Source organism: Pseudomonas sp. LM13 (assembly GCF_041381355.1).
In the GTDB taxonomy this organism is placed as follows: Bacteria; Pseudomonadota; Gammaproteobacteria; order Pseudomonadales; family Pseudomonadaceae; genus Stutzerimonas; species Stutzerimonas frequens.
Genome location: NZ_JACBXH010000002.1, coordinates 61,323 through 80,187, shown reverse-complemented (window position 1 = coordinate 80,187; position 18,865 = coordinate 61,323). Strand labels below are relative to the sequence as shown.

The 18,865-nt window shown below is 66.5% G+C and carries 14 protein-coding genes; 8 read left to right on the top strand and 6 right to left on the bottom strand.

From position 1 onward, the window contains the following. Positions 1–93 precede the first annotated feature (93 nt). The 4 genes from hppD to HZR81_RS03110 all read right to left on the bottom strand — a co-directional run bounded on the left by hppD (position 94) and on the right by HZR81_RS03110 (position 7,942). Positions 94–1,179, bottom strand: a complete 1,086-nt coding sequence (hppD, locus tag HZR81_RS03125) for a 4-hydroxyphenylpyruvate dioxygenase (protein ID WP_500127301.1) — start codon at positions 1,177–1,179, stop codon at positions 94–96. A gap of 405 nt (positions 1,180–1,584) precedes the next feature. Next, positions 1,585–2,994, bottom strand: a complete 1,410-nt coding sequence (locus tag HZR81_RS03120) for a sodium-dependent transporter (protein ID WP_500127300.1) — start codon at positions 2,992–2,994, stop codon at positions 1,585–1,587. Positions 2,995–3,122: 128 nt separating this feature from the next. Further along, the gene (locus HZR81_RS03115) at positions 3,123–4,217 is read right to left on the bottom strand and encodes a Glu/Leu/Phe/Val dehydrogenase dimerization domain-containing protein (RefSeq protein ID WP_500127299.1); all 1,095 of its coding nucleotides are present in this window, start codon (positions 4,215–4,217) and stop codon (positions 3,123–3,125) included. A 254-nt stretch (positions 4,218–4,471) separates the two neighbouring features. Further along, positions 4,472–7,942 (bottom strand): indolepyruvate ferredoxin oxidoreductase family protein, encoded by a 3,471-nt coding sequence (locus HZR81_RS03110; protein ID WP_500127298.1) that lies wholly within the window; start codon positions 7,940–7,942, stop codon positions 4,472–4,474. Positions 7,943–8,183: 241 nt separating this feature from the next. On the opposite strand from HZR81_RS03110, the gene HZR81_RS03105 reads away from it, so the two are divergent. The 3 genes from HZR81_RS03105 to HZR81_RS03095 all read left to right on the top strand — a co-directional run bounded on the left by HZR81_RS03105 (position 8,184) and on the right by HZR81_RS03095 (position 10,723). Then, positions 8,184–8,654, top strand: a complete 471-nt coding sequence (locus HZR81_RS03105; protein ID WP_125869407.1) for an Lrp/AsnC family transcriptional regulator — start codon at positions 8,184–8,186, stop codon at positions 8,652–8,654. A 150-nt stretch (positions 8,655–8,804) separates the two neighbouring features. Continuing rightward, the gene (locus HZR81_RS03100; protein WP_500127297.1) at positions 8,805–9,713 is read left to right on the top strand and encodes a cache domain-containing protein; all 909 of its coding nucleotides are present in this window, start codon (positions 8,805–8,807) and stop codon (positions 9,711–9,713) included. Further along, positions 9,608–10,723: a methyl-accepting chemotaxis protein gene (locus HZR81_RS03095; protein ID WP_500127296.1), complete on the top strand. Its 1,116-nt coding sequence runs from the start codon at positions 9,608–9,610 to the stop codon at positions 10,721–10,723. The genes HZR81_RS03100 and HZR81_RS03095 overlap by 106 nt, the downstream gene beginning before the upstream one ends. Before the next feature lie 38 nt (positions 10,724–10,761). On the opposite strand, the gene HZR81_RS03090 is transcribed toward HZR81_RS03095, so the two are convergent. Next, on the bottom strand, positions 10,762–11,196 hold the full coding sequence (locus tag HZR81_RS03090; protein WP_500127295.1) for a DUF192 domain-containing protein: 435 nt from the start codon (positions 11,194–11,196) through the stop codon (positions 10,762–10,764). 107 nt (positions 11,197–11,303) lie between these two features. Here HZR81_RS03090 and HZR81_RS03085 point away from each other — a divergent pair, with 107 nt between their 5' ends. The 5 genes from HZR81_RS03085 (at position 11,304) to HZR81_RS03065 (ending at position 17,773) form a co-directional block, all read left to right on the top strand. Beyond that, on the top strand, positions 11,304–12,644 hold the full coding sequence (locus HZR81_RS03085; RefSeq protein ID WP_161611465.1) for a short-chain fatty acid transporter: 1,341 nt from the start codon (positions 11,304–11,306) through the stop codon (positions 12,642–12,644). A 271-nt stretch (positions 12,645–12,915) separates the two neighbouring features. Then, a complete protein-coding gene (locus tag HZR81_RS03080; RefSeq protein WP_500127294.1) occupies positions 12,916–14,307 on the top strand; it encodes a GntP family permease in 1,392 nt (463 codons plus the stop codon). A 110-nt stretch (positions 14,308–14,417) separates the two neighbouring features. After that, positions 14,418–15,188: a 3-hydroxybutyrate dehydrogenase gene (locus tag HZR81_RS03075; protein WP_500127293.1), complete on the top strand. Its 771-nt coding sequence runs from the start codon at positions 14,418–14,420 to the stop codon at positions 15,186–15,188. Positions 15,189–15,296: 108 nt separating this feature from the next. Continuing rightward, entirely contained in the window at positions 15,297–16,877 is a 1,581-nt protein-coding gene (locus HZR81_RS03070; RefSeq protein ID WP_500127292.1) for a thymidine phosphorylase family protein, read from the top strand. Continuing rightward, positions 16,877–17,773 carry a ribose-phosphate pyrophosphokinase gene (locus tag HZR81_RS03065; protein ID WP_500127291.1) on the top strand — a complete coding sequence of 299 codons (897 nt, stop codon included), beginning with the start codon at positions 16,877–16,879 and terminating at the stop codon, positions 17,771–17,773. The genes HZR81_RS03070 and HZR81_RS03065 overlap by 1 nt, the downstream gene beginning before the upstream one ends. Before the next feature lie 248 nt (positions 17,774–18,021). On the opposite strand, the gene HZR81_RS03060 is transcribed toward HZR81_RS03065, so the two are convergent. Then, positions 18,022–18,801, bottom strand: coding sequence for a DNA-formamidopyrimidine glycosylase family protein (locus tag HZR81_RS03060; protein ID WP_500127290.1), 780 nt, complete (start codon positions 18,799–18,801; stop codon positions 18,022–18,024). Positions 18,802–18,865 lie beyond the last annotated feature (64 nt).

The window sequence follows — 18,865 nt, the reverse complement described above, 5'->3', positions numbered from 1 at the left end:
CGTCTGTGTCAGCCATGCGCTCATGTCGGCCGACCGAAACGCGTGGATGTGCTTCGCGACATCCACCCTACGCAGCCCACCCTGACGCCGGACTTACTCGCCCGCCTTGATCACACCCCGACGCAGCTGGTCTTCCTCGATGGATTCGAACAGCGCCTTGAAATTGCCTTCGCCGAAGCCCTGGTTGCCCTTGCGCTGGATGATTTCGAAGAAGATCGGGCCGATCACCGTGTTGGTGAAGATCTGCAGGAGGATGCCGTCGTCGCCGGGCGCACCGTCGATCAGCAGGTTCAGCTCGCGCAGTTGGTCGAGCGGCTCGCCGTGGCCGGCGACGCGGGTATCGACCTTCTCGTAGTAGGTGTCCGGGGTGGTCATGAAGTCCACGCCGTTGGCGCGCAGGCGGCGGACGGTCTCGTAGATGTCGTCGGTGGACAGCGCGATGTGCTGGATGCCCTCGCCGTGGTACTCGCGGATGAATTCCTCGATCTGCGACTTGTCGTCGGCCGACTCGTTGATCGGGATGCGGATCTTGCCGCAGGGCGCGGTCATGGCACGGGAGAACAGGCCGGTCAGCTTGCCCTCGATGTCGAAGTAGCGAATCTCGCGGAAATTGGCGATGCGCTCGTAGAAACCGGACCAGACATCCATCTGCCCGCGCTTGACGTTGTGGGTCAGGTGATCGATACACATCAGGCCGACGGCATTGTCGTTCGGCGTGCGCCCTTCGATGTACTCGAAGTCGACGTCGTAGATGCTCTTGTCGCCGTAGCGGTCGACGAGATACAGCAGCGAGCCGCCGATGCCTTCGACGCAGGGGATGTTCAGCTCGCCGAAGTTGGCGTGGCTGCCGACCAGCTTGGCGCCCTGCGATTGGACGTAGGCAGCGGCCTGCTCGGCATTCTTCACCCGGAAGGCCATGGCGCAGGCGCTCGGGCCGTGCTTCTCGCCGAACTCGCGCACATGCCCGGTGGGGCTGCCGTTGAGCACGATGTTGATGTCGTGCTGCTGGAACAGCCAGACCTCCTTGGAGCGGTGCTTGGCGGTTTCGGTAAAGCCCATCTGGGTGAACAGCGTGCGCAGCTGCTCGATGCCCTCGGCATTCGGCGCGGTGAATTCGACGAACTCGAAGCCGTCGGTGCCGATGGGGTTGTGCTGTTCGATCTTGTTCACGGCGTTCATATCGCCTCCTGATTGTTGTGAGGACTGCCGTTGCACGGCTTGGCTGGCCCCATCACACCCCAGGCCAGGGCGGCGAACAATGCTGTTTACGGGCACGGAAAGCGGCTGGCGCCATCCCCGCTGTCAGGTTTTCCTTACAGTGCGTTCTTCGCTGAAAAGCCTGGCTCGGCGGCTTGCCAGGCGTAACGAAAAGCTGACAGCCTGGTGCGACAACCTGCCGCACATGTCATCTGGCGCAATGGCATCGCGCATAAAAAAGGTGAGCTGAAGCCCACCACCAAGGCCGGCGTCGGCCTCGATGGATGGACCTGAGCCCACCAAAAGGACTTCCTGAGAAGCCCGCAGCATGCTTGCGGGATGGGCTTCAGCCCACCGGCGCGTTCTGCACGGACGACCGAGGTCGCGCTAGATCAGCCCGAGCAGGTTGAGGAATACCAGCACGATGGCCACCGGCGTGCCGTAGCGCAGCAGCTTCCACCAGGCCTGGAACAGCCCGGCGTTGCGAATGCCGATGGCCTCGCTGACCACGTGACGCTGCAGCACCCAGCCGGTGAACAGCACCGTGCCCAGCCCGCCCAGCGGCATCAGCCAATTGGTGGTCAGGTAGTCCAGGCTGTCGAAGAAGGTCTTGCCGAACAGCTGGTAGTCCGCCCAGTGGTTGAACGAGAACACGCTGCCCAGGCTCAGCAGCCAGAGCACCAGGCCGCTGCCCAGCACGGCCTTGGTCCGGCTGATGCGAAAGCGCTCGGTGAGCCAGGCGATGCTCGGCTCGGAGAGCGAAATGGCCGACGTCAGCGCGGCAATCACCAGCATCACGAAGAACAGCCCGCCCACGACCTGCCCCAGCGGCATCTGGCCAAAGGCGATCGGCAGGGTGACGAAGATCAACCCCGGCCCGGCCCCCGGCTCCAGCGCGTTGCCGAACACCAGCGGGAAGATCGCCAGGCCGGCCAGCAGCGCCACCGCGGTATCGGCCAGCGCCACCAGAATCGAGGTCTTGGCGATCGAGGTGCCTTCCGGCAGATAGGAGCCGTAAACCATCATCGCGCCGCAGCCCAGGCTCAGGGTGAAGAAGGCATGGCCGAGCGCGACCAGCACGCTCTGCGCGGTCAGCGCGGAGAAGTCCGGCACGAAGAGGAACTGCAGCGCCTGGGCGAACTCGCCCTCAATGGCGGCGTAGACCACCAGCACCAGCATCAGCACGAACAGCCCGGGCATCAGAAAGCGCAGCGATCGCTCCAGCCCGCCGCGCACGCCGAAACCGACGATCAGCATGGTCGCCGCCAGCACCAACGTGGCACAGACCACCAGACGCAGCGGGTCCGCCAATAGCGCACCAAACAGCTCACCACTGGCCTCGCCGCTGACCCCGGTGAAGCCGCCGCTGAAGGTCGCCGGCACATAGGCCAGCGCCCAGCCGGCCACCACCAGATAGAAACTCAGAATCAGAAAGCCGGTCAGCCCGCCGAGCCAGCCCACCACGCGCCAGCGCGAACTGGCCCCGGCCTCGCGCGCCAGCCGCGCCACGGCGCCATCGGGGTTCGCCCGGCCGCGACGGCCGATCATCACTTCGGTCATCAGCAGCGGAATGCCGATCAGGAGAATGCAGGCGAGATAGACCAGCACGAAGGCGCCGCCGCCGTTCTGCCCGGTCACGTAGGGGAATTTCCAGATATTACCCAGGCCCACAGCGGAGCCGGTGGCGGCGAGGAAGAACACCCAGCGGGAGGACCACAGGCCTCGGCTGGCGTTGTCCTGGATGCGTGCGCGCGCGCCGGCGAAGGTGCCGGCCGCGAGGCTGGTTTTATCGGTCATTGCGGATTCCTGCTTGTTGTTTTTGTCAGGGATGGTGCGAACGAACGGAGCGGGCACGGCGCTGGCGATCAGAGCCCGCCGCCCCGCTCAGCGAAGGCCGGCGCGCTCGGGCGACCGGCCATGTGCCGTCATGAAGCCTGCCGCTGCAGCGTCGCGACCTGCGGCGCGCCGCCGGCCTGCAAGCGCTCGAGCGCCAGGCGGTCAGCGATCACCGAGGTGCACTCGCCACTGGCGGCGGCCCGCTCGAAAATCTCGCGCAGCGTGCCGGCGATGGCGTTCACATGGGCATCGATCTGTGCGGCGCTGCCGCCGTTGCGCTGGTAGTAGACGTCGATGATGCCGCCGGCGTTGATTGCGTAGTCCGGCGCGTAGAGCTGGTTGCGCCGCTGCAGTTCGACGCCGATCTCGGCGCTGGCCAGCTGGTTGTTGGCCGCACCGGCGATCACCGGGGCACGCAGCACCTCCAGGGTCTGCTCGTTGAGGATGCCGCCCATGGCGCAGGGCGCGAAGACGTCAACATCGAGACCGTAGATGTCCTGCGGGCGCACCACGTTGGCTCCCAGCTCGTCCATTGCCTGCTTGACGTTGGCATCGAAGATGTCCGCCACCCACAGTTCGGCGCCCGCCGCTTTCAGGTGCCGCGCCAGCCCCAGGCCGACATGGCCGACGCCCTGGATCGCCACCTTCAGCCCGGTCAGCTCGTCGCGACCGAGGCGCTGGCGCACCGCTTCCTTGAGGCCGACGAAGACGCCGTAGGCGGTAGACGGCGACGGGTCGCCGCTGGCGACGCTGCCGTCGAGCAGGGTGCGTGGCGTGGCGCCGACCACATGGCGGGTGCGCTGGGCGAAGGACTGCATTTCGGCATCGCCGGTGCCGGAGTCGGCGGCGGTGATGTAGCGCCCGCCGAGGCTGTCGACGAAGTCGCCCATGGCGTGCAGCAGCGCCTGGCTCTTGCCGGTATGCGGGTCGCCGATGATCACCGCCTTGCCGCCGCCGAGCTTGAGCCCGGCGAGTGAGGATTTCAGCGTCATCCCGCGCGACAGCCGCAGCACATCGCGCAGGGCCTCGTCGTCACTGGCATAGGGGAACATCCGGCAGCCACCCAGCGCCGGCCCGAGGCGCGTGTCGTGGATGGCGATGATGGCTTTCAGACCCGACGCCTGGTCATGGCAGAAGACCACTTGCTCGTGGCGGTCGAAGTCGGGGTGAGCGAAGACGGACATTTGGTTACCTCGTTCTTGTTTGTCTGGTGGCCTGTCACGGACAGGGCCTGCTTGTTCGATATCACTGGGCGATGGGCCCGGCGGGTTCATCTAGCCCTGGGCGAACAGGGTGACGGGCCGCTGCTGCGTGCCCTGCCGGTGGGCTGAAGCCCACCCTACGAGTGCCTCTTCGTCGCCGCGGGCGGTTCTGTAGGGTGGGCTTTAGCCCACCGAACAACGCTGCCCGACTCGACGAGCACCCAGCGCCGGGGCGCTCAGGCCGCCGGCTGGAACAGCCGTACGCTCTGCACCTCGTCGCCTTTGGCCATCTGCTCGCGGAGCAACTTCTCCTGCTGGCGGGCCTTGGCAATGGAACGCTCCTTCACCGGGCCATAGCCGCGGATCTGCTCCGGCAGCGCGGCGATGGCCACGGCGGTGCGGTAGTTGGTCGGCTTGAGCTGGACCAGCAGCTCGTCCACGGTCTTCTCGTACTCGCTGATCAACTGGCGTTCGACGCGGCGGTCGTGGCCATAGCCGAACGGGTCCAGGGGCGTGCCACGCAGGAAGCGGAACTTGGCCAGCACGCCGAACACATTGAGCATCCACGGCCCCAGCTCGCGCTTGCGCGGCTCGCCGGTAACCGCGTCACGCTTGGCCAGCCAGGCCGGGGCGAGGTGGAACTGCAGCTTGTAGTCGCCCTCGAACTGCGCCTGGAGCTGCTGGCGGAATTCCGGCTCGCTGTAGAGCCGCGCCACCTCGTACTCGTCCTTGTAGGCCAGGAGCTTGAAGTAGTAGCGGGCGACGGCCTTGGACAGCGCCAGATCGTCCGCCGTATCGGCATCGCGCACGCGCTCGACCAGCTGGCGATAGCGGCGCGCCAGCCCGGCGTTCTGGTAGCGGGTAAGGAAGTCCACGCGCCAGTCGACGATCTCTTCCAGGGTTTTACAGAGTGGTTCGGCGGCTTCGACTGGGCGCGCCAGACCTTCCACCGCTTCGCGTTCGAGCACCGCACGGCGGCCCCAGCGGAAGGCCTGCAGATTCAGCTTGGCGGCAACGCCATTGAGTTCGATGGCCTTCTCGATGGCCTCGGCGCTGATCGGCAGCAGTCCCTGCTGATAGGCGAAGCCGAGCAGGAACAGGTTGGTGGCGATGCTGTCGCCCAAGAGCCGCGTGGCCAGGCGGGTGGCATCGACGAAGTGGGTCTTGTCGGCGCCGACCGCGTCGCTGATCGCCTGGCGCATGGCCGCGCCGGGCACCTGGGCGTCCGGGTTGCGAGTGAACTCGGCGGTGGCGGACTCGTGGCTGTTCACTACGGCATTGCTGATCTGCTCGTTGAGGCGGGTCAGCGATTCATCGCCCGCCGCGACGATCAGGTCGCAGCCCAGCAGCAGGTCGGCTTCACCGGCGGCGATACGCACCGCGTAGATGTCGCTCTGCTTCGCGGCGATGCGCACGTGAGTGGTCACCGGGCCGAATTTCTGCGCCAGACCGGCCTGGTCGAGCACGGTGCAGCCCTTGCCTTCCAGGTGCGCGGCCATGCCGAGCAGCGCGCCAAGGGTGGTCACGCCGCTGCCGCCAACGCCGGGGATCAGCACGTTCCATGGCCGCTCCAGCGACGGGTGCTGCGGCTCGGGCAAGGTCGCCGCCTCGATACCGCCAGCCACGGCTTCGGGCTTGCGCAACCCGCCGCCATGCACGGTGACGAAGCTCGGGCAGAAGCCTTCGACGCAGGAGTAGTCCTTGTTGCAGGCGTTCTGGTCGATCTCGCGCTTGCGGCCCAGCTCGGTTTCCTTCGGCAGCACCGACAGGCAGTTGGACTTCTCGCCGCAGTCGCCGCAACCCTCGCACACGGCGGGATTGATGAACACGCGCTTGGCCGGGTCTTCCAGCTTGCCGCGCTTGCGCCGACGACGCTTCTCGGTGGCACAGGTCTGGTCGTAGATGATCACCGAGACGCCCTTGAATTCGCGCAGCTCACGCTGCACCGCATCCAGTTCGCGGCGATGGTGGAAGCTGGTGATCGGCGCGAAGCTATCGCGGGTCGGGTACTTGTCCGGCTCGTCGCTGACCAGGGCGATGCGCTTGACGCCCTCGTGGAAGATCTGCCGGCTGAGCTGGTCGACGCGCAGCTCGCCGTCGATGGGCTGGCCACCGGTCATGGCCACGGCGTCGTTGTAGAGAATCTTGAAGGTAACGTTGACACCGGCCGCCACTGCCGCACGCACCGCCAGGCTGCCGGAGTGGAAGTAGGTGCCGTCGCCGAGGTTCTGGAACATGTGCGGGGTGTCGGTGAACGGCGCCTGGCCGATCCAGTTGACTCCCTCGCCGCCCATCTGGGTAAAGGTCTCGGTGCGCCGGTCCATCCACTGCACCATGTAGTGACAGCCGATGCCGGCCGAAGCGCGACTGCCCTCGGGCACCTTGGTGGAGGTGTTGTGCGGGCAGCCGGAGCAGTAGTGCGGCGCGCGCACGGTGCTGTAGCTGCGCGCGGCCAGGGCCTTTTCCTTGGCATCGAGGAAGGCCAGGCGGGTCTGGATGCTGTCGCTGGTGTAGATCGGCGCGAGGCGCTTGGCGATCACCCGGGCGATCATCGCCGGGGTCAGCTCGGAGAGGTTCGGCAGCAGCGAGTTGCCCTGCTCGTCGAACTCGCCAACCACCCGCGGACGCTTGCTCACGGGCCAGTTGTAGAGCTGCCCGGTGAGCTGGTCCTCGATGATGCTGCGCTTCTCCTCGACCACCAGAATCTCGTCCAGCCCCTGGGCGAACTCGTGCACCGAGACCGGTTCCAGCGGCCAGCTCATGCCGACCTTGAGCACCCGCAGGCCGACCGAGGCGCACAGCGCTTCGTCCAGGCCCAGGTCGTCCAGCGCCTGACGCACGTCGAGATAGGACTTGCCGGTGGTGATGATGCCAAGCCGCGGGTTCGGCGAATCGAGCATCACCCGGTTCAGGTTGTTGGCCCGGGCGAAGGCGCGTGCGGCGTAGATCTTGTACAGGTTCAGGCGCTTTTCCTGAGCCAGCGGCGGGTCCGGCCAGCGGATGTGCACGCCGTCCTCGGGCAGCTCGAAATCGTCCGGGATACGCGTCTGCACGCGCAGCGGGTCGACTTCCACCACGGCGGAGGAATCGACGTTCTCGGCGATGGTCTTCAGCGCCACCCAGCAGGCGGAGTAGCGCGACAGTTCCCAGCCAATAATGCCGTAGTCGAGGATTTCCTGAACGTTGGCCGGATTCAGCACCGGAATCGAGGCGGCGATGAAGGCATGCTCGCTCTGGTGCGGCAGCGTCGAGGACTTGCAGCCATGGTCGTCACCCGCCAGCAGCAGCACGCCGCCGTTGGGTGCAACACCTGCCGCATTGCCGTGCTTGAACACGTCGCCGGCGCGGTCGACGCCCGGGCCCTTGCCGTACCACATGGCGAACACGCCGTCGTACTTGGCGCCGGGGAACAGATTGGTCTGCTGGCTGCCCCACACCGCGGTGGCGGCCAGCTCTTCGTTGACGCCCGGCTGGAAATGGATGGCGTGTTGCTTGAGGTAGTCGCGGGCCTCCCAGAGGCTCTTGTCCAGCCCGCCCAGTGGCGAGCCGCGATAGCCGGAGATGAAGCCACCGGTGTTCAAACCACGGGCCTGATCACGCTGATGCTGCAGCATCGGCAAGCGGGTCAGCGCCTGGGTGCCGGTGAGGTACAGATGACCGGTAGCAAGCCGGTACTTGTCGTCCAGACGGATCTCGGCCAGAGACATGGGGCGCTCCTAATTTGTTGTTATCGGAGTCAGGGCAGCGTTGTTCGCTACCCGCCTGACGCAGTCATGGAGAAACCGCACGGTTGTCTCTCCACGCCGGCAATCGGCAGGGGATCACCCCACCGTCGCGTGTCGATTAACAGTCTGGCCGTGACGCGCAGAGATTTTCTTTCTACTTTTGCGGTAGAACAGCGGTTCTGTGCATGACCCATTCGCAAACAACAACAAAACAGGAACGACCATGCAGTCCACACCTCTGAGCAGCATCGATCGCAAGATCCTCCTGCTGCTGCAGCACAACGCCGATCTGTCCGCCGCGGAAATAGCCGAGAAGGTCGAGCTGTCGCAATCGCCCTGCTGGCGACGCATCCATCGCATGCAGGAGGAAGGGCTGATCGAGCGCAAGGTCGCCCTGCTCAACCCGAAGAAGCTCGGGTTGAACATGACGGTGTTCGTCAACATCAAGCTCTCGGCCCACGGGCGCAGCAACCTCGACGAGTTCGAGCAGGCCGTGGTGGGTTACCCCGAGGTGCTGGAGTGCCACACCATGGCCGGTGAATCGGATTACCTGCTCAAGGTGGTGGCTCGGGACATCGACAGCTACGAGCGCTTCCTGCGTGACCAGCTGCTGCAGCGGCCGCATGTGCAGGAGGCGCACTCGCACATCGCCATGAGCGAGGTGAAGCGGACCACGGAGTTGCCGCTGGATTGAGCGCCCCGCTCCCGCTTGCAGGAAAGATTTAAGAACCAGGCCCCGCCGGTCGATATTACGGGCGGTGCCTATCGCACCAGGCATTCTCGTCGACGCCCCCACCATCCATTGCCCATCGGCAGCCATTCCTACTGCCGGGAGTTCCAGAGCATGCTCGCCAATATCCGCATCGGACAGCGCATCGCGATCAGTATCGTGCTGCTGCTGATCGCCACCGTGACGATTCTTACCGCCCTGTTCTTCAGCCGCTTCGAGAGCCTGCTGGCCGACGCCGAGCGCCGCGAACTGCGTGGCATCTTCGACAACGTCAGCACCACGATCGCCGCGGAAAGCCTCACCGCCGAGCGCCTCGCCGCCCTGGTGGCGAGCATTCCCGAGGTGCAGCAGGCGATGGCCGACGATGACCGTGAACGGCTCTCGGCGCTGTTCGTGCCGGGCTATATGAAGCTGGCGAACGACTATGGCCTGACCCAATTCCAGTTCCACAAGGCACCGGCAACGTCCTTCCTGCGCGTGCACAAGCCGGCGCAGTTCGGTGACGATCTTTCCGCGATCCGCCAGACCATCGTCGACACCAACGCCCGCCAGACGCCGGTGCGTGGCGTCGAGTCCGGCGTCGCCGGCCTGGGCATTCGCGGGCTGGTGCCGATCAGCCATCAGGGTCGACCAGTCGGCTCGGTGGAGTTCGGCCTGTCCTTTGGCCAGGCGTTCTTCGACGCCTTCAAGGCGCGCTACCACGTCGACGTCGGCCTGGTGCTGCGCGAGGCCAGCGGCAGCTTCAAGCCCTTCGCCACCACATTTGGCAGCGCCCTGGTCAGTGACGGCCAGCGCGCCCAGGCGCTCGCCGGCAATGACGTCATCTTCCAGGCCGAGGCCGACGGCCAGCCGGTGGCGGTCCTGGTATCGGCGGTCGAGGACTTCTCCGGCAAGCCGCTGGCGTGCTGGAAGTGGCGATGGATCGCACCCGCTATGCCGATGCACTGGCCTCGATGCGCAACACCGCACTGGTCGTCGCCGGCATCGCGCTGGCCATCGGCCTGCTGGTCGCGGCCCTGGTAGCCCGCGGCATCGTCAGCCCGATCCGGGTCGCGGTCGATGCGATGCGCGACATCGCCGCCGGTGAAGGCGACCTGACCCGCCGCTTGGAACAGCGCGGGCGCAACGAGGTTGCCGAACTGGCCGGAGCCTTCAATCAGTTCGCCGAGAAGGTGCGCCGGCTGGTCAGCGAGGTGGCCGGCTCGACGACGCAAGTGGCCGCCGCGGCCGAGGAAATGTCGGCGATCACCGAAGAATTCAACCGCGACGTCGCGCAGCAGCGCCACGAGATCGAGCTGGTGGCCACGGCAATGAACGAGATGACCGCCACCGTGCAGGACGTCGCGCGTAACGCCGCACTAGCGGCCGAATCGGCCCAGGCAGCCGATGAGCAGGCCCAGCAGGGCCAGCAGGGCCAGCAGGTGGTGCAGCAGACGGTCAGCTCGATCGAAAACGTCTCGGCCGAGGTCGAGCGTACCGCTGCCGCCATCCAGCGCCTGGAGGCCGACAGCCAGAGCATCAGCGCCGTGCTGGACGTGATTCGCGGCGTCGCCGAGCAGACCAACCTGCTGGCGCTGAACGCTGCCATCGAGGCGGCCCGAGCCGGCGAACAGGGCCGCGGCTTCGCCGTGGTGGCGGACGAGGTTCGCACGCTCGCCTCGCGCACCCAGCAGTCGACGGTTGAAATCCAGCAGGTGATCGAACGGCTGCAGGCCGGTGCGCGCGACTCCTCCGCGGTGATGCTGCAGGGCCGCGCTCAGGTCGAGACCAGCGTGCGCCAGGCCCAGCAGGCTGGTGTATCGCTGACCGGCATCACCGGGGCGGTCACCAGCATCAATGACATGAACACCCAGATCGCCAGCGCCGCGGAACAGCAGAGTGTGGTGGCCGACGAAATCAGCCAGAACGTGGTGAACATCAATCAGGTAGCTGACCGCGTGACCGAGTCCGCCGGTCAAACCGCCCAGGCCAGCAGCCAGCTCGCTCATCTGGCGGCGGGCCTGCAAACACTGGTCGGACAATTCCGATACTGAACACCAGAGGCGCAACCCGGGTCACGACTGACCCGGGGTCAGCCGTCAGCAGGCGGCCAGGCTTCGGGCAACCCTGTCAGCCGATCCCCCACGCGAATACCCTGCGCTTCGAACCAGCCCTGATGCATTTCCAGAGCATAGCGTGCCGGCTTCTTGGAGCAGCGCACGTCCGTGCTCAGCGGTTCCAGATCGATCACATCGACGATCGCCCCGTCCTCATCGAGAAACGCCGCCGACAACGGCAACGGCGTGTCCTTCATCCATAGACAGTGCCGCCGCACCTCGTCGAAGCGAAACAGCATGCCGCTGTCCGCAGCGAGTTCGGTGCGCCCCATCAGGCCACGCTGGCGCTGCAGGAAGGTATCCGCATATTCGGCCTGCACTTGATGCCCGCCAACCTCCAGCCGCAACGGCTCGGCGGGCTGGGCGGTGGTCGCGACGGCCATCAGCGATAGCAGCAACGCAATACGCATAAAGCAATCTCCTGAGACCGGGTACGGCGGAACAGCCAGCCCCGGCCGCACTCATAAGCGAAGCGCCGCCCGTCGCGGCCCATAACGACAACAAGGGAGAACCCCACGTGCTCAACAGAATAACCGCCGCCAGCGTCTACCTGGTGCAACGCTTCCTGCCCTCGCCCTTCGTCTTCGCCATCCTGCTCACGCTGATCGTGCTGATCGCCGCCATGCTCAGCACCGGTCAGGGCCTGCCGGCGATGGCGCAGCACTGGGGCAACGGCTTCTGGAACCTGCTGGCCTTCACCATGCAGATGTCGCTGATCCTGGTCACCGGCCATGCCCTGGCACGGGCGCCGGCAATCAACCACCTGCTCGACCGCATGGCGCGCATCCCGCAGTCTCCGGGCCAGGCCATCATCCTGGTGACCCTGGTGGCGCTGGCCGGTTCCTGGATCAACTGGGGCTTCGGCCTGGTGATCGGCGCGGTGTTCGCCCGCGCGCTGGCCCGCCAGGTGCGCGGCGTCGACTACCCGCTGCTGGTGGCCTCGGCCTATTCAGGCTTTCTGATCTGGCACGGCGGCTTTTCCGGCTCGATTCCGCTGTCGCTGGCCAGCGGCGGGGCCGATCTGCAGAAGATGACCGGCGGCGCGCTGACCGAGGCCATCGGCGTTGGCCAGACGCTGTTCGCTTCCTACAACCTGATCATCATCGCCGTGCTGGTGGTGGGCCTGCCGCTGCTGAACTGGGCGATGCAGCCGAAGACGCCGAAAGTGGTCGACCCGGCGCTGCTGGAGGAGCCCCAGCCGAGCGACATCCCACGGGAAACCGCTACCCAGCGTTTGGACGACAGCCGCATCCTCGGTCTGATCATGGTCGCGCTGGCGGTGCTGTTCTTCTACCGGCACTTCAGCGAGAACGGCCTGGCGCTGAGCCTGAACATCGTGATCTCGATCTTCCTCTTCGCCGGCCTGCTGATGCACGGCACGCCGGAGCGCTACATGCGCGCCATCGAGGAAAGCATCCGCGGCATCGCCGGCATCGTCGTGCAGTTCCCCTTCTACGCCGGGATCATGGGCATGATGGTCGGCGCCAATGCGGCCGGCGTATCGCTCGGCCGCCAGGTCACCGACACCTTCGTCACCTGGTCGACGACCGAGAGCTTCCCGGTGCTGGCCTTTCTCAGTGCCGGCCTGGTCAACGTCTTCGTGCCCTCCGGCGGCGGCCAATGGGCGGTGCAGGGGCCGATCATGCTGCCGGCCGGCGCGGCGCTGGGCGTGGCGCCGGAAGTCACGGCCATGGCGATCGCCTGGGGCGATGCCTGGACCAACATGATCCAGCCGTTCTGGGCCCTGCCGCTGCTCGGCATCGCCGGGCTCGGTGCGCGCGACATAATGGGCTACTGCCTGCTCTGCCTGGTGTTCTCCGGCGTGGTGATCGCCGGCGGGCTCTATTTCCTGACCTGAGGCCAGAGCATTCCGGACGGCGACGCTGTCCGGAATGCTGGACCGCGCTGTCCAGGATGCAAGACACAAGCGCCGTCCAACTATCTGGACACTCAAGATAAACACCATGCAAATCAGCGAGTTGCGTATCTGGCACGGAACTCGCTAAATCACCGTGCGGCCTGTCCGCAGCCGAAACAAGAAAAACAATGCGCCTGCCGTGCAGCAGCGAGTCCCCGAATGCCCTCGGCAGCGTTCGGTCGTGCCGCACGGGGCCAGGAGATCGTCCCCGATGAGCGTCATCATCGCCCTTGCTGCATTGGCCCTGCTGATGCTCGCCGCCTACCGCGGCTACAGCGTCATCCTCTTCGCCCCCATCGCCGCCATGGGCGCGGTGCTGCTCACCGACCCGTCCGCCGTGGCGCCGGCCTTCACCGGCATCTTCATGGAGAAGATGGTCGGCTTCATCAAGCTGTACTTCCCGGTGTTCCTGCTCGGTGCGGTGTTCGGCAAGCTGATCGAGATGTCCGGCTTCTCGCGTTCCATCGTCGCCGCGGCGATCCGCCTGCTCGGCACCAGCCAGGCCATGCTGGTGATCGTGCTGGTGTGCGCGCTGCTGACCTACGGCGGCGTGTCGCTGTTCGTCGTGGTGTTCGCGGTGTACCCGTTCGCTGCCGAGATGTTCCGCCAGAGCAACATGCCCAAGCGGCTGATCCCGGCGACCATTGCCCTCGGCGCGTTCACCTTCACCATGACCGCCATTCCCGGCACGCCGCAGATCCAGAACATCATCCCCACCACCTTCTTCAATACCAACACCTGGGCCGCACCCTGGCTCGGCCTGATCGGCACGGTCTTCGTGTTCGGCCTGGGCATGCTCTATCTCAAGTGGCAGCTCGGCAAGGCCATTGCCGCCGGCGAAGGCTACGGCACCAACCTGCGCAACGAGCCGGAGACCCCCGCCGACATCGCCCTGCCCACCCCCTGGCTGGCGCTGTCGCCGCTGCTGCTGGTGCTGGTCGCCAACCTCCTGTTCACCCGCTGGATTCCCGAGTTCTACGGCGCCAGCCACACGCTGCAGCTGCCCGGCATGAGCGCTCCGCTGGTCACCGAGGTGGGCAAGCTCACCGCGATCTGGGCGGTGGAGGCCGCGCTGCTGCTGGGCATCGCTCTGGTACTGGCGACCAGCTTCGGCACCCTGCGCGGCAAGCTCGCCGAGGGCAGTCGCACGGCGGTCGGTGGTTCGCTGCTGGCGGCGATGAACACCGCGTCGGAATTCGGCTTCGGCGCGGTGATCGCCTCGCTGCCGGGCTTCATCGTGGTGGCCGATGCGCTCTCGGCGATTCCTAATCCGCTGATCAACGAAGCGATCACCGTCAACCTGCTCGCCGGCATCACCGGTTCGGCCTCAGGCGGCATGAGCATCGCCCTGGCCGCGATGGCCGACAGCTTCGTGGCCGCCGCCAACGCCGCGCAGATTCCGCTGGAGGTGCTGCACCGGGTCGCCTCGATGGCCTCCGGCGGGCTCGACACCCTGCCGCACAACGGCGCGGTGATCACCTTGCTGGCGGTCACCGGACTGACCCACCGCGAATCCTACAAGGACATCTTCGCCATCACCCTGATCGCCACGACTGCGGCCTTCTTCGTGATCGGCGTGTACTACGCTACCGGCATCGTCTGATCGCGGCGCTTCGCCGATATCGGCGAGCACCACGACATCTGCGATTGCCTTCCGACAACAAGAAAAACAAAGGCGCCGCCCCGTGCGGTCGCCACCAAGCGGGAGAAACCATGAACCTCACAGGCAAGACCGCACTGGTCACCGGCTCCACCAGCGGCATCGGGCTGGGCATTGCGCTGAAGCTGGCCGAGGCCGGCGCCGATCTGATCCTCAACGGCTTCGGCGATGCCTCGGCGGCGCTGGCTGAAGTCGGCCGCCATGGCCACAAGGTCGGCCACCACGGTGCGGACGTGGCTGATCCGGCACAGATCGTCGAGCTGTTCGCCTATGCCGAGCGCGACTTCGGCGGCGTCGATATCCTGGTTAACAATGCCGGCATCCAGCACGTGGCACCGGTGGAGGAGTTTCCGGTGGAGCGCTGGGACGCCATCATCGCCATCAACCTGTCCTCGGCGTTCCACACCACACGCCTGGCCCTGCCCGGCATGCGCCAGCGCGGCTGGGGGAGGATCATCAATATTGCCTCGGTGCATGGACTGGTGGGGTCCGAGCAGAAAGCCGCCTACGTCGCCGCCAAGCACGGGCTGGTCGGGCTGACCAAGGTCGTCGCGCTGGAAACCGCCACCACGCCGATCACCTGCAATGCCATCTGCCCCGGCTGGGTGCTGACCCCCTTGGTGCAGCAGCAGATCGACGAGCGCGCGCGGGAGAGCGGCGACGAGCAACGCGCCCGCCACGACTTGCTGGCCGAGAAGCAACCGTCGCTGGATTTCGTCACCCCTGCCCAATTGGGCGCCATGGCGCTGTTTCTCTGCAGCGAAGCCGGCGATCAGGTACGCGGCGCGGCATGGAACATGGATGGTGGCTGGGCCGCACGCTAACCGTGGATTGACCTGCGGCAAAGCGCACGAGCAAAACTTGCGCGGCCGCTTGGCAAGCCCGCAGCGCTGGGGCTAGATAGCAACTACCCTCCCAGCGAAACCGCCCGCATGACCAGCATTTCCAGCGACACGTCGCTCAACGGCAAAGCCCCGATGCACCTGGCGCTGCGACGGGTCGCCATCGACACCTACCGCGAGAACGTCGCTTATCTGCACCGCGACTGCGCCGCCTGCCGCGCCGAAGGCTTTCAGGCGCTGGCCAAGGTGGAGATACGCGTCAACGGCCGGCGCATCCTCGCCAGCCTCAACCTGGTGGACGACCCGAGCATCGTCGGCTGCGACGAGCTGGGCCTGTCCGAAGATGCCTTCGCCCAGCTCGGCGCCGAAGCCGGTGTACCCGCGGCGATCGCCCAGGCCGAGCCGGCCGCATCGATCCCGGCGCTGCACCGCAAGATCGCCGGCGAACGTCTGAGCCGCGATGACTTCCTGGCGATCATGCGCGACATCGCCGAGCACCGTTACTCGAAGATCGAGCTGACCGCCTTCGTGGTCGCCTGCAACCAGGGCGAGCTGGATCGCGAGGAGGTCTTCTTTCTCACCGACGCGATGATCCGCGTCGGCCGCCGGCTCGACTGGCGCGAGCACCCGGTGGTGGACAAGCACTGCATCGGCGGCATCCCGGGCAACCGCACCTCGATGCTGGTGGTACCGATCGTCGCCGCCCACGGCATGCTCTGCCCGAAGACCAGCTCGCGGGCGATCACCTCGCCGGCCGGCACCGCCGACACCATGGAGGTGCTGGCCAACGTCGAACTGCCGTTCGAGCGACTCTGCGAAATGGTCCGCGAGGAACGCGGCTGCCTGGCCTGGGGCGGCAGCAGCGAGCTATCGCCTGCTGACGACGTGCTGATTGCTGTCGAGCGCCCGCTGTCGATCGACTCGCCGGGGCAGATGGTCGCTTCGATCCTGTCGAAGAAGATCGCCGCCGGCTCCACCCACCTGCTGCTGGACATCCCCATCGGCCCGACCGCCAAGGTGCGTTCGATGGCCGAGGCGCAACGTTTGCGCAAGCTGTTCGAGTTCGTCGCCACGCGCCTGGGCCTGACCCTGGACGTGGTCATAACCGACGGTCGTCAGCCGATCGGCAATGGCATCGGCCCGGTACTGGAGGCGCGCGACGTGATGCAGGTGCTGCAGAACGACCCGGCGGCGCCGATCGACCTGCGTCAGAAGGCCCTGCGCCTGGCTGGGCGCATGCTCGAGTTCGATCCGGATGTGCGCGGCGGCGACGGTTATGCCATCGCCCGTGACATCCTCGACTCCGGGCGGGCACTGAAGAAGATGCGCTCGATCATCGCCGCCCAGGGCGGCAAGCCGTTCGATCACAACCATCCGCCGCTGGCACGGCTCAGCTTCGATGTACTGGCCGACTGCGACGCGGTGGTCACCGGCATCGACAACCTGCAGCTGGCACGCATCGCCCGGCTGGCCGGCGCACCCAAGGTGCAGGGCGCCGGCGTGGACATCCTGCGCAAGCTCGGCGAACCGGTGCGGGCCGGCGACTGTCTGTATCGCGTTTACGCGGACTTTCCCGCCGACCTCGCCTTCGCCCGCCAGGCCACCGAACGCGCCAGCGGCGTCAGCCTCGGCAGCCCCGAGCAGGTCCCAACCGTATTCGTGGAGTTCTGATGCAAAGCCAGCTGCTGTATTTCGATGACGAGCGCGCCGCCGCCCTGCGCCTGGCCGAAGCCTCCGGCCTGCCCGCCGCCTCAGTCGAGCGCCACCGTTTTCCCGATGACGAGCTGCGCCTGCGCCTGCCGCTGGCCGAAGGCGAAGCGATCGCCGAACAGCTGGTGCTCTACCGCGGCCTCGACCACCCCAACGAAAAGCTGGTCGAGCTGCTGCTGGTGGCCGGCGAAGCGAGGCGCCTGGGCGCCAAGCGACTGATCCTGGTCACGCCCTATCTGGCCTACATGCGCCAGGACATCGCCTTCAACCCGGGCGAGGTGGTCAGCCAGCGGGTGATCGGCCAGCTGCTGGCCGGCCAGTTCGATGGTCTGATCACCGTCGACCCGCACCTGCACCGCGTCGCCACCCTGCAGGAAGCGGTGCCGCTGGCCGATGCCATCACCCTCTGCGCGGCCCCGGCGCTGGCGCGACTGATCGCCGAGCGGCATCCCGATGCCCTGCTGATCGGCCCGGATGCCGAGGCGCTGCAATGGATCGAGGCGGCCGCCGCCGAGCATGGTTTCGAACATGGCGTGTGCAACAAGCTGCGCCATGGCGACCATCAAGTGGAGATCGCCCTGCCGGACCTGCAATTCGCCGGGCGCCACGTGGTGCTGCTCGATGACGTCGCCAGCTCCGGGCGCACCCTTGCCGAGGCCGCGCAGAAACTGCTGGCCGCTGGCGCCGCCTCGGTGGACGTGGCCGTGACCCACGCGCTGTTCGCCGGTGATGCCCTGCAGGTGATCCGCGCCGCCGGCGTCGGGCACGTCTGGAGCACCGACTGCATCGCCCATGAAAGCAACGCCGTGAGCATGGCGCCGCAGCTGGCCGAGGCGCTCAGGCCGCTGCTGCGCTGACAGGTAGGGTAGAAAACGCGTAGCTTTTCCACCGATACCCGGCGAGCCACCTCGGTGGCGACGGATCAACCGCGTGGACAAGGCGCTGCCGTTGTCCACCCTACGAGCACCCTGCCTGGCCCGACCGACTGCACCCCAACGCCGCGCCCACCGTAGGGTGGAAAACGCGCAGCTTTTCCACCGAAACCCTGCGAACCAACTCGGTGGGACGGATCAGCCGCGTGGACAAGGCTGTGCCGTTGTCCACCCTACCCCTCACCCACGCTCGGCTCATCAAGCGCCACCTGCGCTGAATCGCCGTAGCGCTTCTGGCAGCGCTCACAGAAGAACGCCCGGCGCCGGCTGCGCCCCAGTTCTTTGGCCTTCATCAGCGGAATCCGGCAGCGCACGCAGGTGTTCTTGCCGTGCGCCAGCCAGTTGGCCTTGAGCACGCCGGCCCGTTTCCAGTCGAGAAACTGGAAGCTGTAGGTGCGCGCCTCGCGCACCAGCTCGCGCAGCTTGGCCGGGGGCAGTTCGCCGATCAGCGACAGCGGGTGCACGCGGATGCGATAGAGCACCTCGTTCTTGATGATGTTGCCGGAGCCGGCGAACAGCGTCTGGTCGAGCAGCGCATCGCAGGCCAATAGCCGCGGACGTGCGCGCAGCCGCTTGAGCGTGGCGCGCGGGCTCCAGGCGTCGCTCATCAGGTCCATGCTCCAGTCGTACATCGCATCCAGCGGCCCGTCGATCAACTGCACCGAGCAGGCGTAGAAGTTCAGCTCGCCGTTGGCAAAGCCCAAGCTCAGCCGTGCTACGGCGTCCTTGCGCTCGTTGATGCGATAGCTGCCGAACAGCAGCAGGTGGATGCGGACGGAGACGTCGTCCAGCTCGATCAGGAAATGCTTGCCCCAGCTATGGAAGCCACGCACCACCTGACCGGCCAGCCGGGCCATGTCGATCTTGGCGCTGCCCTCGTCACGTTCGATGGTGCGCCCGGCGAATGCCGCGACTTCTTCACGCAGGATGACGATGGAAGGACCTTCGGGCATGGCTGCACCAGTGGCTGGGCTGTCTTGGATTTGAGACTCGCCAATGCCGCGAAGGTGCACCGCC

What these genes read in the sequence shown, in the direction of transcription:
- hppD (WP_500127301.1), bottom strand. Translation starts at nt 1,179, where the DNA reads ATGAACGCCGTGAACAAGATCGAACAGCACAACCCCATCGGCACCGAC.
- HZR81_RS03120 (WP_500127300.1), bottom strand. Translation starts at nt 2,994, where the DNA reads ATGACCGATAAAACCAGCCTCGCGGCCGGCACCTTCGCCGGCGCGCGC.
- HZR81_RS03115 (WP_500127299.1), bottom strand. Translation starts at nt 4,217, where the DNA reads ATGTCCGTCTTCGCTCACCCCGACTTCGACCGCCACGAGCAAGTGGTC.
- HZR81_RS03110 (WP_500127298.1), bottom strand. Translation starts at nt 7,942, where the DNA reads ATGTCTCTGGCCGAGATCCGTCTGGACGACAAGTACCGGCTTGCTACC.
- HZR81_RS03105 (WP_125869407.1), top strand. Translation starts at nt 8,184, where the DNA reads ATGCAGTCCACACCTCTGAGCAGCATCGATCGCAAGATCCTCCTGCTG.
- HZR81_RS03100 (WP_500127297.1), top strand. Translation starts at nt 8,805, where the DNA reads ATGCTCGCCAATATCCGCATCGGACAGCGCATCGCGATCAGTATCGTG.
- HZR81_RS03095 (WP_500127296.1), top strand. Translation starts at nt 9,608, where the DNA reads ATGGATCGCACCCGCTATGCCGATGCACTGGCCTCGATGCGCAACACC.
- HZR81_RS03090 (WP_500127295.1), bottom strand. Translation starts at nt 11,196, where the DNA reads ATGCGTATTGCGTTGCTGCTATCGCTGATGGCCGTCGCGACCACCGCC.
- HZR81_RS03080 (WP_500127294.1), top strand. Translation starts at nt 12,916, where the DNA reads ATGAGCGTCATCATCGCCCTTGCTGCATTGGCCCTGCTGATGCTCGCC.
- HZR81_RS03075 (WP_500127293.1), top strand. Translation starts at nt 14,418, where the DNA reads ATGAACCTCACAGGCAAGACCGCACTGGTCACCGGCTCCACCAGCGGC.
- HZR81_RS03070 (WP_500127292.1), top strand. Translation starts at nt 15,297, where the DNA reads ATGACCAGCATTTCCAGCGACACGTCGCTCAACGGCAAAGCCCCGATG.
- HZR81_RS03065 (WP_500127291.1), top strand. Translation starts at nt 16,877, where the DNA reads ATGCAAAGCCAGCTGCTGTATTTCGATGACGAGCGCGCCGCCGCCCTG.
- HZR81_RS03060 (WP_500127290.1), bottom strand. Translation starts at nt 18,801, where the DNA reads ATGCCCGAAGGTCCTTCCATCGTCATCCTGCGTGAAGAAGTCGCGGCA.